Source organism: Embleya sp. NPDC001921 (genome assembly GCF_053594475.1).
The window spans coordinates 80147-99380 of sequence record NZ_JBSFEO010000042.1; the positions used below are offsets into that span (position 1 = coordinate 80147).

12 protein-coding genes are annotated in these 19234 nt (G+C 73.0%); 6 read left to right on the top strand and 6 right to left on the bottom strand.

Features of this window, described 5'->3' with window-relative positions; translation table 11 throughout:
* The first annotated feature begins 329 nt into the window (after positions 1–329).
* Positions 330–1364, top strand: coding sequence for an LLM class flavin-dependent oxidoreductase (locus ACWCPW_RS37975; RefSeq protein WP_449766142.1), 1035 nt, complete (start codon positions 330–332; stop codon positions 1362–1364).
* Between the two features lie 93 nt (positions 1365–1457).
* On the top strand, positions 1458–2450 hold the full coding sequence (locus tag ACWCPW_RS37980; protein WP_449766143.1) for a hypothetical protein: 993 nt from the start codon (positions 1458–1460) through the stop codon (positions 2448–2450).
* A gap of 114 nt (positions 2451–2564) precedes the next feature.
* Here ACWCPW_RS37980 and ACWCPW_RS37985 read toward each other — a convergent pair whose 3' ends face one another.
* Positions 2565–4490 (bottom strand): outer membrane protein assembly factor BamB family protein, encoded by a 1926-nt coding sequence (locus ACWCPW_RS37985; RefSeq protein ID WP_449766144.1) that lies wholly within the window; start codon positions 4488–4490, stop codon positions 2565–2567.
* Entirely contained in the window at positions 4487–4801 is a 315-nt protein-coding gene (locus tag ACWCPW_RS37990) for a hypothetical protein (RefSeq protein WP_449766145.1), read from the bottom strand. The genes ACWCPW_RS37985 and ACWCPW_RS37990 overlap by 4 nt, the downstream gene beginning before the upstream one ends.
* A gap of 563 nt (positions 4802–5364) precedes the next feature.
* Between ACWCPW_RS37990 and ACWCPW_RS37995 the strand changes: the two genes are divergently transcribed.
* On the top strand, positions 5365–6102 hold the full coding sequence (locus ACWCPW_RS37995; protein WP_449766146.1) for a hypothetical protein: 738 nt from the start codon (positions 5365–5367) through the stop codon (positions 6100–6102).
* Positions 6103–7053: 951 nt separating this feature from the next.
* Positions 7054–9834, top strand: a complete 2781-nt coding sequence (locus tag ACWCPW_RS38000) for an AAA family ATPase (protein ID WP_449766147.1) — start codon at positions 7054–7056, stop codon at positions 9832–9834.
* A gap of 275 nt (positions 9835–10109) precedes the next feature.
* Here ACWCPW_RS38000 and ACWCPW_RS38005 read toward each other — a convergent pair whose 3' ends face one another.
* The 4 genes from ACWCPW_RS38005 to ACWCPW_RS38020 all read right to left on the bottom strand — a co-directional run bounded on the left by ACWCPW_RS38005 (position 10110) and on the right by ACWCPW_RS38020 (position 14310).
* Positions 10110–11744, bottom strand: a complete 1635-nt coding sequence (locus tag ACWCPW_RS38005) for an ATP-binding protein (RefSeq protein ID WP_449766148.1) — start codon at positions 11742–11744, stop codon at positions 10110–10112.
* Positions 11741–12475: a response regulator transcription factor gene (locus ACWCPW_RS38010; protein ID WP_449766149.1), complete on the bottom strand. Its 735-nt coding sequence runs from the start codon at positions 12473–12475 to the stop codon at positions 11741–11743. The genes ACWCPW_RS38005 and ACWCPW_RS38010 overlap by 4 nt, the downstream gene beginning before the upstream one ends.
* A 75-nt stretch (positions 12476–12550) precedes the next feature.
* On the bottom strand, positions 12551–13396 hold the full coding sequence (locus tag ACWCPW_RS38015) for an ABC transporter permease (RefSeq protein ID WP_449766150.1): 846 nt from the start codon (positions 13394–13396) through the stop codon (positions 12551–12553).
* Positions 13393–14310 (bottom strand): ABC transporter ATP-binding protein, encoded by a 918-nt coding sequence (locus tag ACWCPW_RS38020; RefSeq protein ID WP_449766151.1) that lies wholly within the window; start codon positions 14308–14310, stop codon positions 13393–13395. Before ACWCPW_RS38020 ends, ACWCPW_RS38015 begins: the two co-directional genes overlap by 4 nt.
* A 501-nt stretch (positions 14311–14811) precedes the next feature.
* On the opposite strand from ACWCPW_RS38020, the gene ACWCPW_RS38025 reads away from it, so the two are divergent.
* The gene (locus ACWCPW_RS38025; protein ID WP_449766152.1) at positions 14812–15627 is read left to right on the top strand and encodes a hypothetical protein; all 816 of its coding nucleotides are present in this window, start codon (positions 14812–14814) and stop codon (positions 15625–15627) included.
* A 242-nt stretch (positions 15628–15869) separates the two neighbouring features.
* A complete protein-coding gene (locus ACWCPW_RS38030; RefSeq protein WP_449766153.1) occupies positions 15870–19166 on the top strand; it encodes a non-ribosomal peptide synthetase in 3297 nt (1098 codons plus the stop codon).
* The last annotated feature ends 68 nt before the right edge of the window (positions 19167–19234 follow it).

Below are 19234 nucleotides of genomic sequence, written 5' to 3' on the forward strand. Positions count from 1 at the left end.
ACGCGCATCCCGCAGGGGAGAACTCGGGGATGTCCCGGCGGGTGCTCGGGTGCTCGGGTGCTCGGGTGCTCGGGTGCTCGGTGCTCGGTGCTCGGTGCTCGGTGCTCGGTGCTCGGGTGCAAGCGGGCTCGCGGGCTCGCGTGTGGGTGCGCTCGCGTGATCGCGGCGGTACGACCCGAGTGCGATCGACTCGGTGCCACTCGCATCCGGCGCTGTTGCCCCGGGACGCCGCCCGGGTGCCGCCCGCGTCCGGCGCGGGTTGTGCCGGACGTCGCCCGGGTGACCCGGCGCGGCGGGAATTCCCGGCCCGTGTGCGTGTTGGGACTCGTGTGAACGTGTTGCCGCCGGGTGTCCGGTTCTCCGTGCTCGACAGGTCGCTCACCCTGGAAGGGGAGCACCCCGCGTCGGCGCTGCGCCACGCCGTGGCCTTCGCCCAAGAGGTGGAGCGGCTGGGGTACCACCGCTTCTGGGTCGCGGAGCACCACAGCGTGCCGGGTGTGGCCGGGTCGGCACCCACCGTGCTGGCCGCCGCGGTGGCCGCGGTCACCGAGCGGATCCGGGTCGGGACCGGCGGGGTGATGTTGCCCAACCACCAACCACTGGTGGTGGCCGAGCAGTTCGGCGTGCTGGAGTCGCTGTACCCGGGCCGGATCGACCTGGGCGTGGGCCGCTCGGTGGGCTTCACCGACGGGATCCGCGCAGCGCTGGGCCGGGGCAAGGACGCCGCGGAGGACTTCCCGGAGCGACTGGCCGAACTGCTCGGCTACTTCCTGGGCACCCAGGACGCGCACCCCGGGGTGCACGCGCGCCCCGCCGAGGGACTGAGGCCCGCCCCGTTCGTGCTGGCCACCGGGGCGGGCGCGGACCACGCGGCCGCCGCCGGGGTGCCGCTCGTGGTCGCCGCGGCGATCGGCGAGGAGCGCGTGCTCGCCGCGATCGAGCGCTACCGGGCCGCCTTCCGGCCGTCCGCGTGGTCGACCCGGCCCTACGTCGTGGTGGCCGGCACGATCGCGATCGCGGACACCGAGGAGGAGGCGTACGACCTGCTGCTGCCCGAGGCGTGGGCGGCCGCGTACTCGCGCACCAGGGGCACCTTCCCGCCGCTGCTCCCGGCCGAGCGCATCCGGGCGACGGCGATGACCCCGCGCGAGCGGGAACACCTGGACGCCGCGCTCCGGGACCAGATCCACGGCACCGCCGAGACCGTCGCCGGCGAGTTGGCCGGCCTGTTCGCCCGCACGGACGCGGACGAGTTCCTGGTCACCACCAGCTCGTACGACCGGGCCGGCCGGTTGCGGTCGGCCCGGCGACTGGCCGAACTGGCGGGCATCGCGCCGCGGATCGGCACGGCCGCCGCCGGCTGAGCCCGCCGCGCGGACCGACCCCCGCCGGCAGCCGGCGCGCGTTGCTAACGTGGTGCGGCCCGAGCCGGTCGTTCTGCGGGGAGGTTCCGACCGATGGCCCATGCCGGCCACCAAGCACACACGCTTCCACACCCATACCCACCCGGGCACACTCCCGCGCACGCGGCGACCGAGACACCCGCGCAGATCGAGCGGCGCTGGATCGCCAACGTCGCCTCCGTGGTCGTCCCGGGTGTCCTGGCGCACCGGATGTTGCGCCCGGCGCACCGGATCGGCAAGCCGGACGGGCTGATGGGCAACCTCAACCGGGTGCGCGCGTGGCTCGGCCTGATGATCGTGCTGGCCGTGTTCCTGCGCGGGCTGTACCAGGAGCGCACGCACTCCTCGGGCGCGGCCGCCGGCACCACCACCAAGGTGCAGGGGGCGCAGGTGGTCGCGGAACTGGCGTCCGCGATGGTCCGCCGGATGGTGCTGCTGCCGCTGTACGGCATCGTCGGCATCGTGCTGATCGGCTGCCTCCTGGTGCTCTGCGCCCGGCCGCACCTGCGCTCGCTGACCATGCGCCAACTGATCCACCCGGTCCGCACGGTCGGGTTGTTCCTGGTGGTTCCGGGGCTGGGCCTCGCGCTGGCCTGGGGATGCCGCAAGGCCGCGGGGCTGGGGGCGAACACCAATACACTGCGCACCGACGGCACGATGGCCCAACTGGTGTTGTCCTGGGTGTCCATGGTCGCCGGGATCTGGGTCTTCGGATTCGCCCTGGTGGCCATCTGGCAGGTGGCGCAGCACCTGTTCTCGGCGGCGGACGGCCACCCGATGTTGCCCGCGCTGATGGCGATGTGGCTGGCGTGGACGTTCACCCTGACCGACCTGCTGGTCAAGACCGACAACCCGCTGTTCGCGGGATCCGACATCGTGCCGGACAACCTCAAGGCCGTGGTCGGCGTGGGCGGTTCGGTGATCATCACCGCGTTGAGCGTCTGGGAGATCCGCCGCCTCGGCCGCTGGAACGGGATCACCTGGCGCAGCGGCCCGTGGGGATCGCGATCGCCGCAGACGCGCGGGACGGTCCAGGGAGTGGCCTGAGGTCGGGTCGGGGTCCCGTCGTCCGGGGGACCGGCCGGATCCGCCGAGGCCCCGAGCGCGGGCGCCCGATGGACGGGCATCCGGGCTCGGGGCCTCGGCGCGTTCTCGTGCAGGTCAGGACTTGGCGCGGGCGCCGGTGATCAGCCGGTAGCCGAAACCGGCGGTGCTCTCGTCGACCAGGAAGAGCCGGCCGTCGTGTTCGAACGGCTTGGGCATGGCCTCGGCGAGGGAGACGCCCAGCCGCAGCGGGTACTCGGCGAGCACCCGGATGTGGCCGTCCTGCGGGTCGAAACGGACCAGGCGCGGCGGCTTGCTGCCGCGCGCGTTGACCCACACCCGCAGGGCGCCGTCCGGGTCGACCGCGATCGGCGCGGCCTTGCTGTCCACGCTCACACCCACCACCTTGACGGCGGCCGGCAGCGCGGAGATCCAGCGCACCCGACCGGTCTGCCGGTCGACGGCCACGATCTGGTTCGCTCCGGGCTTGCTCGACGCGTGCACGGACCGGCCGTTGTTGCCGGGCACATAGATCGTGCGCGCGTCGGCGAGCACGCGTGGCGAGCTGTCGCGCTTGTCCTCGCGCGCGTCGCCGCGGGTGTCGTCGACCAGTGGGCCGCCCGCGTCGATCGTGTAGGCGGGCGCGCCGCGTTCGGTCAACACGGTCAGCCGGGGCGGCCCGCCCGGCGCGGTCGGCTCGTCGACGATCACGGGGGAGGTGGCGACCACCGGCGAGGTGCCCGCGCGCACCGTGCCGTCCTTGGGCAGCTTGTGCACCCAGGCCGGCTTGCCGGTGAGCGGATCGACCGCCCACACCGCGTCGGTGCTCCCGCACAGACCGTTGGCCACCAGCGCGGCCCCGCCGCGGAAGCCGGTGACCTGACAACCGGCCGCGAAGGTGCGGTCGGCGACCCACAACTGGGCGCCGTCCTTGATCCGGAACGCGGTGTCGCCGCTGACCGCCACGCCGCGCGAGACGGCCAGGCGTTCCAGGGCCGCGGGGCCCTTGGCGGTGCGCGGTTTGGCCCACACCTCGGTGCCCGAGGTGATGTCGATGCCCGCGATCCGGTCGCAGGCGGTGCCGACTCCGTAGACGACGACGGCGATCGGCCCGTCGGTCTCGGCGCCGGCCGCGCACATCGCGGCGCCGTTCGGGAGCGGCTTCTCCCAGACGGTGGCCCCGCTGTCCACGCGGTACGCGACCACGCGGGTGCGTTCGGAACGCACCACGGTGTCGCCCTGGAACCAGGTGCCCTCCAGCGTGCGTACGTCCGAGCCCGCGGTCGACACCGGCTTGGGGCCGTCCCGACCCTCCTTCAACGCCCAGGCGACCGCGATGTGTTCGCCGGTGTTGGCGTACTCGTCGCCGTGCAGCACGGCCTGCCGGACCGCGCCGACGCCGGCGAGGGCGAACACCAACAGGGCCAGGATCGCGGTGCGCAGCAGGACCGGCCGATCGCGCGCGGGCCGGATCCGGTCCGGGGCGAGCGGCGGGCCGAAGACGAAGTGGTGGTCCGAGGGCGCGGGTTGCAGCGGCATCGGCGCGGGGGCCGGCGGGTGGTCCGGGCCGGGTCCGGCCGGGCCGACATATCCGGGGGCGTGCGGGTAGGGCTGGGGATGCGGGTCGTGCAGGGGCAGGTTGGGGTTGGCCACGAAGCCGCCGGCCGAGGCGTTCGGGAACGGCGCGGGGCGGGACTGCGGTGGGGCCGCCGGGCGCGCGTGCGACGGGGGCTGCGCCTGGGCCGGGATGTGCGGCTGCGGCGACGATTGCGGCTGCGGCTGCGGCTGCGCGGGGCCGGGGCCGGGGCCGGACGGCTGCGGTCGGGCCGGTGACGAGGACGCGGGCGGTGCGAAGGGCGGCGGCACCCGGTCCGACGGCGACGGCGGCGCGAACGGCGGTGGTGCCTGGGTCCGGCCCGGTGGCGCGAACGGCGGCGGCACGGACTGCCGGGCGTGCGAGCGTCGTTGCTCGTCCCACGGATTGTGTGCGTCGTCCGGGTTGTCCGGACCGTTCGGGCCGGGCGGGTGCTGCGGGGTGCTCACGCGGCGCCTCCCGACGTGCCGGGGGTCAGCGGGGCGCCGAGGCCGACGTCGCGCGGGCCCGGCAGGTCCTTGAAGTCGCTCCGGTCCACGTGGCCCACCGACTGGCCCACGTTGTGCAGCCACAACACCAGGAACGTGATCGCGGCGGCCGACGCCGCGACGATCAGCACGCTCACCACGATGACCAGACCCTTGCGCGGCGCGGCCGGCCCGCGGGCCGGCCGAGGCTCCGCCGGCGCGCCCCACGGTTGCGGTTCCGGCCCCGGGCCGGCGCCCCGCGCCGACCCCTGCGGTGGCAATGAGTGCGTCATGACGATCGCGCCCCCCGTGTTCCTGTCCCGAATTCACCCCGTACCGCGACCATCGCCCGGCACCCCCGACGCAAACGCCGCGTCGATCACCGTACCGACCCCGCCCCCCTGCCGCCGACAATCGCCCCCTCCCCGCCCCCGACACACCACGAAATCCCGCGCCCCGGGCCCGGACCGCACGACCCCGAAGCGCCGCGCGTCCGGGTCGAGCGACCTCGGGGCGCCCGGTTCTCGCAGGCCGGCTCGTCGGCCGGACCGGGGGGACTCCGGGGTGCCCGGGTCCCGGATGGGTGGACCACCTGGTGGGAGCGTCATGGTGGTGGGGCAGGATGTCGGGGCGTCGATCGGCGTCGTGGTTCGAAACGGGGAAGTGGATCGTGTCGTTTCAGCAGCCGGCGGGAGGCGAGCAGCCGCCGCCCGGTGGTGGGCCCTACGGGCCGCCGCCCGGATCGTACGGGGCACAGCCCCAGGGCCGGCCGTACGGTGGGCCCTATGGCCCGCCGCCCGGGGCGCTGCAGCCGGGTGCCCACCCCTATGGCGCTCCGCCGCCTCCGGGGCAGCCGATGTACGGACCGCCCGGATACGGCGTTCCGCAGCCGCCGGGGCGCCGGGGCCCGAAGGTCGGGGTGATCGTCGCGGCCGTGGTGGGCGTGGTGGCGGTGGGGACCGTCGCCGTGCTCGGTGCCACCGGGGCGTTCTCCTCCGACGACAAGGACCCGGTGGCGAAGCCGACGTCGTCGGTCTCGGCGAGCGATCGGCCGACCACGTCGCCCACGTCGCGGGTGCCGGGGCCGCCGGAGTTGCCGACCCGGCCGCCGGCCACGTCCTCCACGTCGTCCACGACCAAGCGCACCGTGGACACCCCGGCCCGGGCGGGTGGCCTGGACCGGATGGGCGACGACGCGTATCCGCTCCAGACCTCGATCCGGCGGCAGGCGGTGCCCGGTTCCAAGGTCGCCGCCTACGGTGCCGCCGGGGACACCACGCCGACCGCGCTGGTGATGGTGATGGCCAACCCGTCGCCGTTCGCGTCGCCGACGACGGTGATGGATCAGCTCATCGAGGGGATGCAGGAAGGGGCCCAGGAGAAGTCCTCGGACCTCGGCGGTGTCCGCGAGATGGACCCCGGCAGCATGGGCGGTGTGCTGCGCTGCACCGAGATCCGATCGGGAGGCAAGGCGCTGCCCACGTGCGTGTGGGTCGACCAGGACACCGTGGGCGTCGTCTACGGGATCGGCGAGAAATCGTTGGACAGCGCCGCGGCACTGGCCCTGCGGTTGCGTCCCGACCTGGAGAAGTGACCAACGGGTAATTCGTCCGTCGTATCACGGGCCGGCTCGACTCCGAGCCGGCCCGTTTTCGCGCCCGCACCGCACCATCCACCTGGATCACACGGATTATGCGGGCGCAAGCACTACGCCCGTGCTGGTGTGCAATTGCACGGGTTGGCGCCCGAGTGCGTATGTCGTGGGCTGCTGTCCGCGATATCCGCCCGGTGATTCCCGCCGCGAATTGTCGATACCGCACCGGCTGCCGTCGATCGGTCGGCCCGGCGTGTCGGCGAGCGCCGATCGGTCGAATGTCGGGTGATTCGCCACACTTCCTCGGGGTGGATATCCGTACGGATTTCCTATCGCCGTCCGGACGGCTCGCTGCGGTACTCGTCAAGCGGAATTCCGCTGCGCGGAATATCCGGTCGGTTGGCGGATCGGCCGCCGGTGGTGGTGCGCGTTCGGTCGTCGGCGCGGTCTCGGAAACGGTCCTGGCCTGCCGCTGACCAGCGCGATGGCATCGGGTTCGGCGCTGCGCAGGCGCCCGTTCGGGCCGGCGGGTCGTCGGGCGCGGCGCGCCGGCCGGGTGGATGCCCTCGGTGCCGCGTCCGAATAAGGCCGGGGATTGGCCGTAAATCGATGCAAGCCAACCCTGCGGTGGCCGGAATATCCGTGCACAGGATCGGTTTCCATGGCGAGTCCGGCGGGTTAACCGTTTGCTACGAACGCGCTCAGGAATACTCGTGGGATCGATCGGATCCCTGCAAAAGCGGGTCTTTCGGTCATCGAACGCAGATGGCCTTCTTTGGCCATGGATCACCTGTAATCACCTCAATTTCGGGCAGCCCTCCGGTTCCCGCGTGCGGGCGCGTAGAATGAATCCTCACGAACTACTCGGTTCAAGCGACGGCGCGGCACGGGGATGTTTCGCGCGTCCGGAAGTGCGACGAGATTGGTTCTCAGGGGGTCACAGTGAAATTGGTGGAACGAGAAAAGGATTTCTCCCGGCTCAATAACTTAATGATCGGATGCCGTCAGGGGAAAGGAGGCGTTGCAGTAGTCACCGGACCACCCGGTATCGGCAAAACGGCCTTACTCTCGCAATTCACCGGTCGGGTGACGGGATCGGACGTACTGCTCCTGGTGGCCACCGGGTCACCGGTGGAGGCGGACCTTCCCTTCGGACTGCTCAGTCAGCTCTTCCACAGCGCCAAGGTCCCGGACACGATCGGCGAGCAGGTGCCCCGGTTGATCGAGGAGGCGACGGCTGCCGGGCCGGAGACGCCGATCAGCCTCGGTCACCCCGCCTACGAACTCTTCGAGTTGTTCCTGCGGCTGGCCGAGCTGCAGCCGCTCGTGGTCATGGTCGACGACTTCCAGCACGCCGACCTCGCCTCCCGCAAGCTGCTGTTCTACCTGGCGAATCGGCTCCGGGTGGCCCGGATCCTGATGATCTGCAGCGACCTGAACCTGGGCAAGCGGCTCGACCCCACCTCGTGGGCGGGATTCGTCGACCGCCCCTTCGGCCACCACGTCCGGCTGCGGGCGCTGTCCCCGGTGGGCGTCGCCAACATCCTGGAGCAGCGGCTGGGCGCGGTCGGCGCACAGGGCCTGGGCGTGCGCTGCCACGCGCTCAGCGGCGGCAATCCGCGTCTGGTGCACGCGCTGGTCGACGACCTGCCCGCGACCCTCCCCGGGGCCGTCCGCCAGGCGGACGGCGTGGTGATGGGCGAATCGTTCCGCGAGGCGGTGCTGGCCTGTCTGCACCACGGCGCGCCGCTGGACGGCGAGGTGGCCCGCGCGATCGCGGTGCTGGGATCGCCGGCCGCTCCCGCGCTGGTGGGCGAACTGATCCAGATCGGCTCCGAGGACGCCGCGGGCGCGATGAAGACGCTGCGCGGCGCGGGGCTGCTGGACGGCGAACGGTTCCGGCATCCGGCGATCGAGGCGATCGTGCTGGCCGACCACGACTTCACCCACCGGGCGGACCTGTCCGGGCAGGCCGCGAACCTGCTGCACGAGACCGGGGCCTCGGCACGCCGGATCGCCGAACGGCTGATCGCGGCCGAACCGATCGGGCAGGGCTGGGCGGTGGCCGCGCTGCGCGAGGCGGCCGAACAGGCGGCCCTGGGCGACGAGATCGACTTCGCCATCGAATGCCTCAACCACGCCCGCCGATGCAGCGTCGACGAGGGCATCCGCGCGACGGTCACCGCGGAGCTGGCGCAGATGGAGTGGCGGGTGGACCCGTCGGCCGCGGCCCGCCATCTGACCGCGCTCACCCAGGCGTTGCGGGACGGGCACCTGGGGCGGCGGGACGGACTCGCGCTGGCCAGGCACCTGTTGTGGCACGGCCGCTCGGAGGAGGCCGCCGAGGTGATCGGCCTGATGTTCGAGCTGTTCCGGGCCACCGACGAGGCCGACCGGCACGCCGCCGCCGGCTATCACGTCGCCCACCAGTCGCTGTTCGTGCTCCATCCGCCCGCGGTGGTCTACACCGCGGACGCCGGTCTGGGACCGCCGTTGGATCCCGGCCACCCCACCGTGATGAACCCGCAGGTGCAGGCGGTCGAAGTGTTCTCCGCGGTGCTCACCGGGCGCTCGGACGAGAGCACCGTGTACGCCGCCGAGCAGGTGCTGCAGAACTGTCATCTCGGCGATCGCACCGAGGACGCGATGGCCTCCGCGCTGCTCGCGCTGCTGTACTCGGACGAGTTGCCCAAGGCGCGGGTGTGGACCGACCGGCTGATCGAGCAGGCCGACCGGCGCACGGCACCCAACCGGCAGGCGCTGCTGCGGGCGATCAAGGCGAGCGTGGACTTTCGGCTCGGCGACCTGGGGGCCAGCGCCGACACCGCGCTGACCGCGCTGGCCTGCCTGTCCCCGCAGAGCTGGGGGATCGGCATCGGCGGACCGCTGGCCTGGCTGGTCCTGGCCGAGACGATGCGCGGCGACCTGGACACGGCCGCCCGCTACCTGGCCCATCCGATCCCGGAGGCGATGTACGAGACCAGAGCCGGGCTGCACTACCTGCACGCCAGAGGCCGACATCACCTGGCCGGCGACCGGCCCTCGGCGGCGCTGCGCGATTTCACCGCGTGCGGCGAACTGATGCGGAGCTGGCAGATGGACCTGCCGGCGCTGGTGCCCTGGCGCAGCGAGGCGGCGCTGGCCCACCTGCGGTTGGGACGGCGCCGCCGAGCCCGGGAGCTGGCCGAGGAACAAGTCGCGCTGACCGACACCCGGGGCGGCCGTACGCACGGCATCTCGCTGCGGGTGCTGGCGGCCACGCTGTCGCCGGCGGAGCGCCCGAAGGTGTTGACCCGGGCGGGCGATCTGCTCCTGGAATCCGGTGACCAGCTCGAACTGGCGTACTGCCTGGCCGATCTGGGTGACGCCCACCAGGCGCTGGGCGATCCCACCCGGGCCCGGATGGCCCGGCGCCAGGCGACCGGTCTGGCGATGATCTGCGGCGCGGAGCCACTGCTGCGGAGCGCGGGCGGGAGTGACCCGATCCGGCCGCCGGCCTTGTCCGGGCCGGTCCGTACCTTCGCCGAGCCGGCGGACACCGGGTCGTTGAGCACCGCCGAGTGCCGGGTGGGCCGGCTGGCGGTACGCGGCTACACCAATCGGCAGATCGCCGACGAACTGCACATCACCACCGGCACCGTCGAGCAGCACCTGACCCGGATCTACCGCAAGCTCAACGTCAAGGGCCGGTCCTTCCTGCCGGTGGCCCTGGAGACCTGCCGAGCCGGCTAGGGCCTGTCTTCCATCCCCCGTCGGGCTCCACGACGCCCGGCACCGCATCCGCCCTGCGGGCTCCCTCGCTGCGCTCGCCGCCCCGGAGAAACGCCCGAATAGAACCACTATGCGGGCGCTTCTCCGGCACGCCGATGCACGGCATCCGCCCTTCGGGCTCCTCGCTTCGCTCACGCCGCGGAGCCCGACGGGGGATGGAAGACACGCCCTGGTGTCCTGGGCCGTGCCGGGTCGCGGGCCGGGCGACCCGGCACGGAGCGGGCGGGGCGAGCGGGTCAGGTCGCCGGGTCGCCGGTGTGTGCGGGCAGGACCAGGCGGAAGGTGGCTCCGGTGCCGGGCACGGTGTGCAGTTCCAGGCGTCCGCCGTGGGCCTGGGTCAGCGACTGGGCGATGGCCAGGCCCAGACCCGCGCCCGCGCCGGTGCTGCGGCTGCGCGAGCCGTCCACGCGGTAGAAGCGCTCGAACACCCGGTGCGCCTGCTCGTCGGTCAACCCCGGTCCGGTGTCCGCCACTTCGATCAGCACCCCGTCCGCGATCGCGCCCACCCCGATCCGCACCGGGCTGCCCGCCGGGGTGTGGGTGACGGCGTTGCCGATCAGATTGGTGACCACCTGGCGCAGTCGGCGCTCGTCGCCCATCGTCGGTGCCGGGCTCACCGGGCCGCCGTCCGGGCCGGTCAGCCTGACCGCGCGGGAGGGGTCCAGGGCGCGCAGGTCGTGCAGCGCGTCGGCGGCCAGCGAGCGCAGGTCCATCGGCTCCGGACGCAACTGCAACGCGCCGGGATCGGCGGCGGCGCGCTCGTCGAGCCGGGCGAGCAGCAGCAGGTCCTCGACCAACCGGCCCAGCCGGGTCGACTCGCGCTCGATCCGGTCCATCGTGCGGTCCACGTCCGTGCGTTCGGGCAGCGCGCCCATGCGATACAGCTCGGTCAGACCCTTGATCCCGGTCAGCGGGGTGCGCAGCTCGTGACTGGCGTCGGCGACGAACCGGCGCAGTCGGGCCTCCGAGGCGGCGCGCGCGGCCACCGCGGTCTCGATCTGGGCGAGCATGCCGTTGAGCGCCGTGCTGAGCCGGCCGATCTCGGTGTTCGGCGCGGCGGTGTCCGGAACCCGGCGGGCCAGATCGCCGCCGGCGATGGCCGCCGAGGTCTCCTCGATCCGGCGCAGCGGGCGCAGTCCGGCCTTGACCGCGAAGAAGCCGAGCACGGTGAGCAGGGCCAGCGTGGCCGCGGTGATCACCAGGCAGACCAGGCGGACCCGGTCCACGGTGGCCTCGACCTCGTCGAGCGACGCGGCCACCAGCACCCCGGAGCCGGGCGGGCCGGTGGTGCGCGGCAGGACCAGCACCCGCCACGTGGTGTCGCCGCGGCCCGCCAGGTCGAACGGGCGCCCGGCCCGGCGCGTGACGGCCGCGGTGTCCAGGGTGGGCGGCTCGGGGTCCGGGTTCTCGCGGTGGGCGCCGGCCCGACCGGTCTGCTCGACGCGGCCGTCCGGTGCGAGGTAGGCCACGTACAGGTCGCCGACCAGGTCCAGCGGCAGGGCCTGGGGCTGGTCGGGGGACTGGCGGAAGGTGATCAGGAACTGCGGGGTGACCCCGGCCATCAGGCGGCCGGTGGTGCGCAGTTGGCTGTCCACCCGGTCCACCAGCGGCGCGCGCAGCGAGGCGAGCACCACCGCGTTGCTGATCAGCAAGCCGATCGCGAGCAGGCACACGGTCAGCAGCAACACCCGGGCGCGCAACGATCGGCGGCCCAGGATCCGCCGGCCGCGCCGGAGCAGCCCGCCCGCCCGGCGCGCCGGCCCGGCCCGGCCCGGCCCGGTCGGCCCGTCGCCGGGGCCGGCCCCGTCCTCGGCGGGTCGCGCGGCGCTCGACCCGGCCCCGGCCGCGGCGCCCGCGTCGGTGACGGTCACGCGCGCGGCCTGCGCAGCACGTACCCGATCCCGCGCACTGTGTGGATCAGCTTCGGTTCGACGTGGTCCACCTTGCGGCGCAGGTAGCTGATGTACGACTCGACGATGCCCGCGTCCCCGCCGAAGTCGTAGCGCCACACGTCGTTGAGGATGCGGGACTTCTCCAGCGCCTGGTCGACGTGTTCCAACAGGTAGCGCAGCAGCTTGAACTCGGTCGGGGACAGATCGATGGCCTGCCCGGCGCGGGTGACCAGGCGCGCGTTCACGTCGACCTCCAGGTCGGCGACGATCAGCGTGCCCTCGCCGGCGGCCGTCTCGCCCCGCGCCCGGCGCAGCACGGCCCGGATCCGGGCGATCAGCTCGTCGAGTTGGAACGGCTTGGTGACGTAGTCGTCGCCGCCCAGGGAGAGTCCGTTGATCTTGTCCTCGGAGCCGTCCCGCGCGGTGAGGAAGAGCACCGGGACGGTGCCGCCGAACTCCTCGCGCAGTCGCCGAAGCACCTCGAAGCCGTCCATGTCCGGCAACATCACGTCCAGGACGACCAGATCCGGGCGATCGCGCCCGGCCATCGCGAGCGCCTCGTCGCCGGTGGCCGCGGAGGCGACCGCGAAACCGGAGAAGCGCAGGCTCGCGGACAGCAGTTCGCGCACCGTGGGTTCGTCCTCCACCACCAGGAGCAGTTCCGGCCCGGGCCGAGCCCGGCCGGGCCCGCCGTGGATCCCGCCTGTCATGCCCAGCCCCCATCGTTCCCGTGCGTGTTCGAGCCAAGTCCCGCCGATCCGGGTGCCCGCGCCATCGGTCGCGCGCTACACGTCGCGGGTGCGGAAGACCGCGAAGGCGATCGCGAGGATCAGCGCGACCCACGCGCAGAGCATCCCGTACCCGGCCCACGGACCGAACATGTCCGGATCCCGGTGCACGGCCATGATCTGACTGCCCGCGTTGGTGGGCCACCACTTCTGCACGTTGGTCTCCCACGACGTGGGCAGCGCGGTGACGAGGGTGGGCACCAGCAGGGTGACCGAGACCAGTACGGCCAGCGCGCCGGCGGTGGCCCGCAGCAGGGTGCCCAGTGCGACGCCGAGCAGGCCGATCGCGGCGAGGTAGAGCCCGCAGCCGAACACCGCGCGCAGCACGCCCGGATCGCCCAGGCTCACGTACGGCGCGTCGCGCGCGTCGAGCACCGGTTGGCCGACGAAGAACGCGGCGAACCCGACGATCTGGCCGACCGCCAGCGCCACCGCGGCGAACACCGCGGCCTTGGCGCCCAGCAGCCAGGACCGGCGCGGCACCGAGACCATGCTGGTCATGATCATCTTGGTGGCGTACTCGGAGGTGACCACGAGCACGCCCAGCACGCCCACCGCCAACTGGGCGATGATGTAGCTCTTGATGCTGGTCGCCGTCGGGTCGAAGTCGAGCCGGTCGGCCGCGCTCGAATCCTCGTACTGCGCCGCCCCGGCGGCGGTGAACAGCAGTCCCAGCCCCACCCCGAGCGCGATCGTCGCCAACAGCGTGTACGCGGTCGAGCGCAACGAGCAGATCTTCGACCACTCGGAGAACAACACGTCGGTCACCCGGTAGGCGCGCGCCTTTCCGGCCGGCGACTCGGTCGACTCGCTCCGCTCGCGGGTCTCGGTCACGGTGGTCATCGAACCGCTCCTTCGGTCACGTTGTACTCGACGCTGTCCCGGGTCAACTCCATGAACGCCTCCTCCAGCGAGGTGCGCTGCGGCGTGAGTTCGGCCAACGGAACCCCGTCGGCGGCGGCGTGGCGACCGATCTCCAGGCTGTCCATCCCGGACACCACCAGCGCACCCGTCTCGTCCAGCCGCACCGTCGCGCCGTTCGCGGTCAACACCCGGCCGAACGCGTCCGCGAACGGGGTGCGCACCAGCACGGAATGGGTGGAACTGCGCTCGATGAACTCCTCCAGGCCGGTGTCGGCGACCAGTCGACCACGCCCGATCACGATCAAGTGGTCTGCGGTGAGCGCCATTTCGCTCATCAGGTGACTGGACACCAGCACCGTGCGGCCCTCGTCGGCGAGCCGCTTCATCAGTTGCCGGATCCACCGGATGCCCTCCGGGTCCAGCCCGTTCACCGGCTCGTCGAACATCAGGATGTCGGGATCCCCCAGCAGCGCGGCGGCGATACCCAGACGCTGACTCATCCCGAGCGAGAACTGCCCGACCCGCTTGCCCGCCACCTCCTCCAGTCCGACCCGCTCCAGCACCTCGCCCGCTCGCCGCGCCGGCAGGCCGTTGCTGCGCGCCAGGCAGACAAGGTGGCTGCGCGCGGTACGGCTGGGATGCGCCGCCTTGGCGTCCAGCAGCGCCCCCACCGCGCGCATGGGTTGCGGCAGATCCACATACTTGCGACCGTTGACCGTGGCCGCTCCCGCGGTCGGGGTGTCCAACCCCAGGATCATCCGCATCGTCGTGGTCTTGCCCGCGCCGTTGGGCCCGAGGAACCCGGTCACCCGACCCGGCCGGACGGTGAAACTCAGGTCGTCGACGGCGACCTTGTCGTCGTAGCGCTTGGTCAGTTGCTTGACCTCGATCATCCGGCGGCCTCCGCGATCCGATGGTGCACCGTGCTGTGGTGCGACCCGTGTGCGCTCATGCCGGTACCGTGCCGGCGCCGAGTGGCCTGTCGCTGAGAGGTTCCTGAGCGTTCGCTGAATCCGACAGCCGGGCGCGCACGGCCTCGGCCGCGCGCCGGGCGCGCCGGACACGACGCTCAGGAAACTCTCAGGAATCTCTCGGGAAGCTGCCGGCAAACCCGCGTTCGGGCCGGTCGAGGGCGTCCGCGGGCGAACACGGCGACGGCCACGCACCGTGTTCGATCCACTATCACGAGTTCTCATTTCGATGCAATGGTCAACGTCACGACCCCGATCGACCGCGTAGGGGTTGTTCGGGGTACCCCCATGCTCACTCCGGGTGCCCGTCGAACTTCTATGGGTGGTGTCCGTGGAAACCCCTGCATAGCGTCGACCACAGAGGCAGCGACTGGAAAAGCGCGGCCGGCCGAACCGGCCGGCTCATCCGACTGGGGGATCGCAATGGCGGACCGGGGCTCGTGGAAACTGCTCAACGACCGAGGCGGCGAAGGGGTCATCCTGGCCGCCGACTTCCCGGCCACCGGCCGGCCCGAGGCAGGCTTCGCCGAGTTCGCGCCGCGGATCGCGCCGGGCCTGCAACTGTGGGAGACGGTACCCACCGGCGCCGGCGCGCCCGGCGCGGGTTCGGGCGCCGACCAGGTGGCCCGCTGGGTCGACGGCCTGCCCGGCGGCGACATCCCGGTGGTCGGGGTGTTCGGCTACTGCGCCGGCTCCGTGTACGCGGCGGCACTGGCCGAACACGTCACCAAGCGCCAGGAGACCGCGCCCGCGGTGGTGCTCTTCGACCCCGAGGCGGTCTCCGAACTCACCCTGTACTGGCAGTTCCACAAGGTCGTCGGCAACCTCTCCGTGGTGCTCTCGGCGACCGAGGTCGGCGACGCCCAGGAGGCCGGCAAGAAGGCCCGCGAGGAGAACCCGGAACTGGTGGCCTTCGGAGCCGCGTTGGACCGGATCTTCCAGGACGTGGGCCGCACCGCCTTCGCCCGGGCCGGCCTGGACGCCGAGCGCTCCGCCGAACTGGGCGGCACCTTCACCGCGTTCGTCTCCTATCTGACCGCGGCCACCGAGATCGACTACGCCGCGGGCTGGGCCGCCGCGACCGCGATCACCTCGCGCACCGAGACGAACGGCCTGAACCTGGCCCGCAGCAACGGCCGCGAGGACCTGATCGGTCGGGAGATCACCTTCGACATCGACCACGCCGACCTGCTGCGCGACGAGGACGTGGCGCGCACGGTGCTGGGACTGCTCGGCTGAGCCGAGCGCCGGGGCGGACCTCGCCCCGAGGCGGCGGGCCGACCAGGACCCGCCGCAGGGCGGCGCCCGCGAGCCGGGCGCGGCGCACGGACCGGGTCCACAGCGGGGGGACCGGGTCGGGAACCGGCCGGGTCCACAACGGGGATCGGGTCGGGAACGGGCCGGGAATCGGCCGACACGAGAACCGGCCGAGCCGAGCACCGGCGGCGGCGACGCACCAGTGCAATGAGGGGACGTCAGACATGCGTGGGCACTCCGGCGCGCACGACGCGCACACCGCGACTCCGGTCGCGGCAGCCGACAAGGACACCGACCCGGCCGCCGCCGACCCGGCCGCCGACACCGGGCGGATCGACGCGCCCGGCAGTGCCGCGGAGCGGGCCGGGTCCGATCGCCGGAGCGCGGCGGTGCGCAAGGAGGAGGCGCTCTGGCTGCTGGAGAAGATGGTCCCCGGCACGCCGGTGAACAACCTCTCCATCTCGCTGCGGAGCACCGGCGAACTCGACCCGGAGACGCTCGGCTCGGCGCTGACCGTACTGCTGCGCCGGTACGAGGTGCTGCGCACCGTCTTCCACGCCGACGACGCGACGCTGACCAAGGAGGTGCGGCCGGCCGCCGCGACCACCGCCCGGATCGACCGGGTCCAGGTCGCGGCCGGTGAACTGGACGCCGCGCTGGCCGAGTTCGCCGGCACCCCGTTCGCACTCACGGGCGAGTCGCTGGTCCGTGCGGTGGTGTTCACCGACGGCGAGCAGGACGTGCTCTGCCTGACCGCACACCACCTGGTCTTCGACACCACCTCGGCGATGATCGTGCTCGAGGAACTGGTCGCTGTACACGACGCGTTGGTGGAGACCGGCCGCCCGCCCGAGGAGCTGCGCACCGTCGTGCCCGCGCTCACCGAGGCGCCGCCCGCACCGGCCGGTCCGGCGTACTGGCGCGAACACCTCGCCGGCTTCCGCCCGGCCGGCCTCGAACTGGCTTGCCAGACCCCGGAACCGGCCACCACCACGCTCACCGGCGACCAGCTCGTGGTGGACCTGTCGGACGAGGCGACCGCCGTGGTGCGCCGACTCCAGCGCGAACTCAAGGCCCCCGAGGCGGTGGTGCTCCTCGCCGCCTACTACGCGCTGCTGGAGGCGCACGGCGCCGGCCCGGACCTGACCGTCGGCGCACCGGTCAACCTGCGCGGTCCGCGCGATCAGCGCGCCGTCGGCTACCACATCAACGTGCTGCCGCTGCGCGTGCGGGTGGATCCGACGGAAGGATTCCGCGCACTGGTCCGGCGCACCCGGGACGTGTTCTTCGCCGGCTTCATGCACACCGGCGTGCCGGTGGACACGATGCTCGAGGACGTCGAGCGGGACGGCTCCGGCTGGCGCAACTCGCTGTTCCGGCACGTGTTCAACTACGTGCCCGGAATGGGCCTGCCCGACCTGGAGATCGGCGGCCGCAAGGCCTCGGTGGCCGTGGTCGAGAACGGCGCCAGCAAGTTCGACCTGGAGTTCTTACTGATGTCCGCGCCGGAGGGCATCCGGCTGCGCGCCGTGCACTACACCGAGGTCCTGGATCGGGCCCAGGTGCGCGCCCTGGCCCGCCGCTACGAGGCGCTGCTGCTGGCCCTGGGCGCCGACCCGGACGCCTCGGACCGGCCGCTGCGCGAGATCCCGATCGGGTATGCCGAGGAGCGCGCGCTGCTCGCCGCCGCCAACGACACCGGCGCCGAGGACGCCGCCGGGGTCCCGGCCGCGGTCGCCGCCCGGGTCGCGGCCGATCCGACGGCGCCGGCCATCGAGGACGGGACCCGGCGGATCGGCTACGGCGAACTGTGGGCGGGCGCGCGGTCCGTGCGCGACCTGCTGCGCGGCGCCGGTGTGGCGTCGGGCGACGTGGTCGCGCTGGCCGCGCCGCGCGGTCCCGAACTGGCCGCCGCCGTGTTCGGCGTCTGGCTGGCCGGGGCCGCCTACCTCCCGCTCGACCCGGACCACCCCGAACATCGCATCGCGTACCAGCTCACCGACTCCCGGGCGCGGGCGGTGCTGGTCGCCGACGGCGTCGCGCTGCCGGAGATCGCCGACCTGACCGTGCTCGCGCTGCCCGCGCTCGACCCCGGAACGGCCGCCGGCCCGGCGCCCGGCCTCGACCCGGAACTCGACCCGGACCTGGATTTGGACGTCGACGTCGACCCGGAGTCGTGCGCCTACCTCATCTACACCTCCGGTTCCACCGGCCGACCCAAGGGCACCCTGCTCAGCCACCGCAACCTGGCCAACCTGGTCGCGCACTTCGCCGCCGAACAGCACGCGGGCCCCACCGACGTGACGTTGTGGATGACCACGTTCACGTTCGACATCTCCGCGCTGGAACTGTTCGTGCCGCTGGCCACGGGCGGTCGACTCGTGGTCGCCCCGGACCCGGCCCGCACCGACGGCGCCGCGCTGCGCGAGGTGCTCAGAACGCACCGGGTCGGCATCGTGCAGGCCACCCCGACCACCTGGCGACTGGTGCTGGCCGAGGCCGGACCGGTGCTGGCCGGCCTGCGGGTGTTGTGCGGCGGCGAACCGCTGCCCGCCGACCTGGCCCGGGAACTGCTGGCCACCGGCTGCGAGCTGTGGAACGTGTACGGCCCCACCGAGACCACCATCTGGTCCACCTCCGGCCGGATCGGCGCCGACGACACCGACGGCGGGCCGGTGTCGGTGGGCAGGCCGATCCGCAACACCCGGGTCTTCGTCGCCACCCCCGACGGTCGGGAACTGCCGGTCGGCGTGCGCGGCGAGCTGTGCATCGCGGGCGAGGGGGTGGCCATCGGCTACCACGAGCGCCCGGAACTGGACGCCGACCGCTTCCGTCGGCACCCGGAGCACGGCCGCCACTACCGCACCGGCGACCAGGCCCGGTGGCGTGCCGACGGCACCCTGGAGGTACAGGGCCGGCTGGACCGGCAGGTCAAGCTGCGCGGCAACCGGATCGAACTCGGCGAGGTGGAAGCGGTGTTGCGCGCCCACCCCGAGGTCAAGGGCGCCGCCGTGGTGGTCCTCGGCGGCCCCGGCCCGGACGCCACGCTGGCCGCGTTCGTCGAGGCCGCGCCCAGCACCGACCCCTCCGACGGGCTGTGGGAGCACGCCCGCGGCGAGCTGCCCGCCTCGGCCGTTCCGCAGGAGTTCTTCGTGGTGGAGAGCTTCCCGACCACCCTGAACGACAAGATCGACTACCCGGCGCTGGTCCGGCTCGCCGCCGAACACCGCGCCGCCCGCGTCGAAGGCGCCGGCGGCACGGAGCCGGACGACGAGGCGACCTCCGCCCTGGTCGCGCTGTGGCGCGAACTCCTGAACCGACCCGATGTCGACGCCGACACCAACTTCTTCTCGCACGGCGGGCATTCGCTGCTCGGCGCGCAACTGGTCCAGCGGGCCGAGGCGATCACGTCCGGCTCGCTCAAACTCGCCGACCTCTTCGACCACCCGACCCCGACCCGACTCGCCGCGTACATGCGCGCGAGCGAAGCGCAAGGGGTGTCGCAGGCGCGGGAGGAGTAGCCGGCCGCTCCGGCGGGCGGCGGGTGGCGGACCGCGACGGGTCGCACCACGGCATGCGGTCGGCTCGT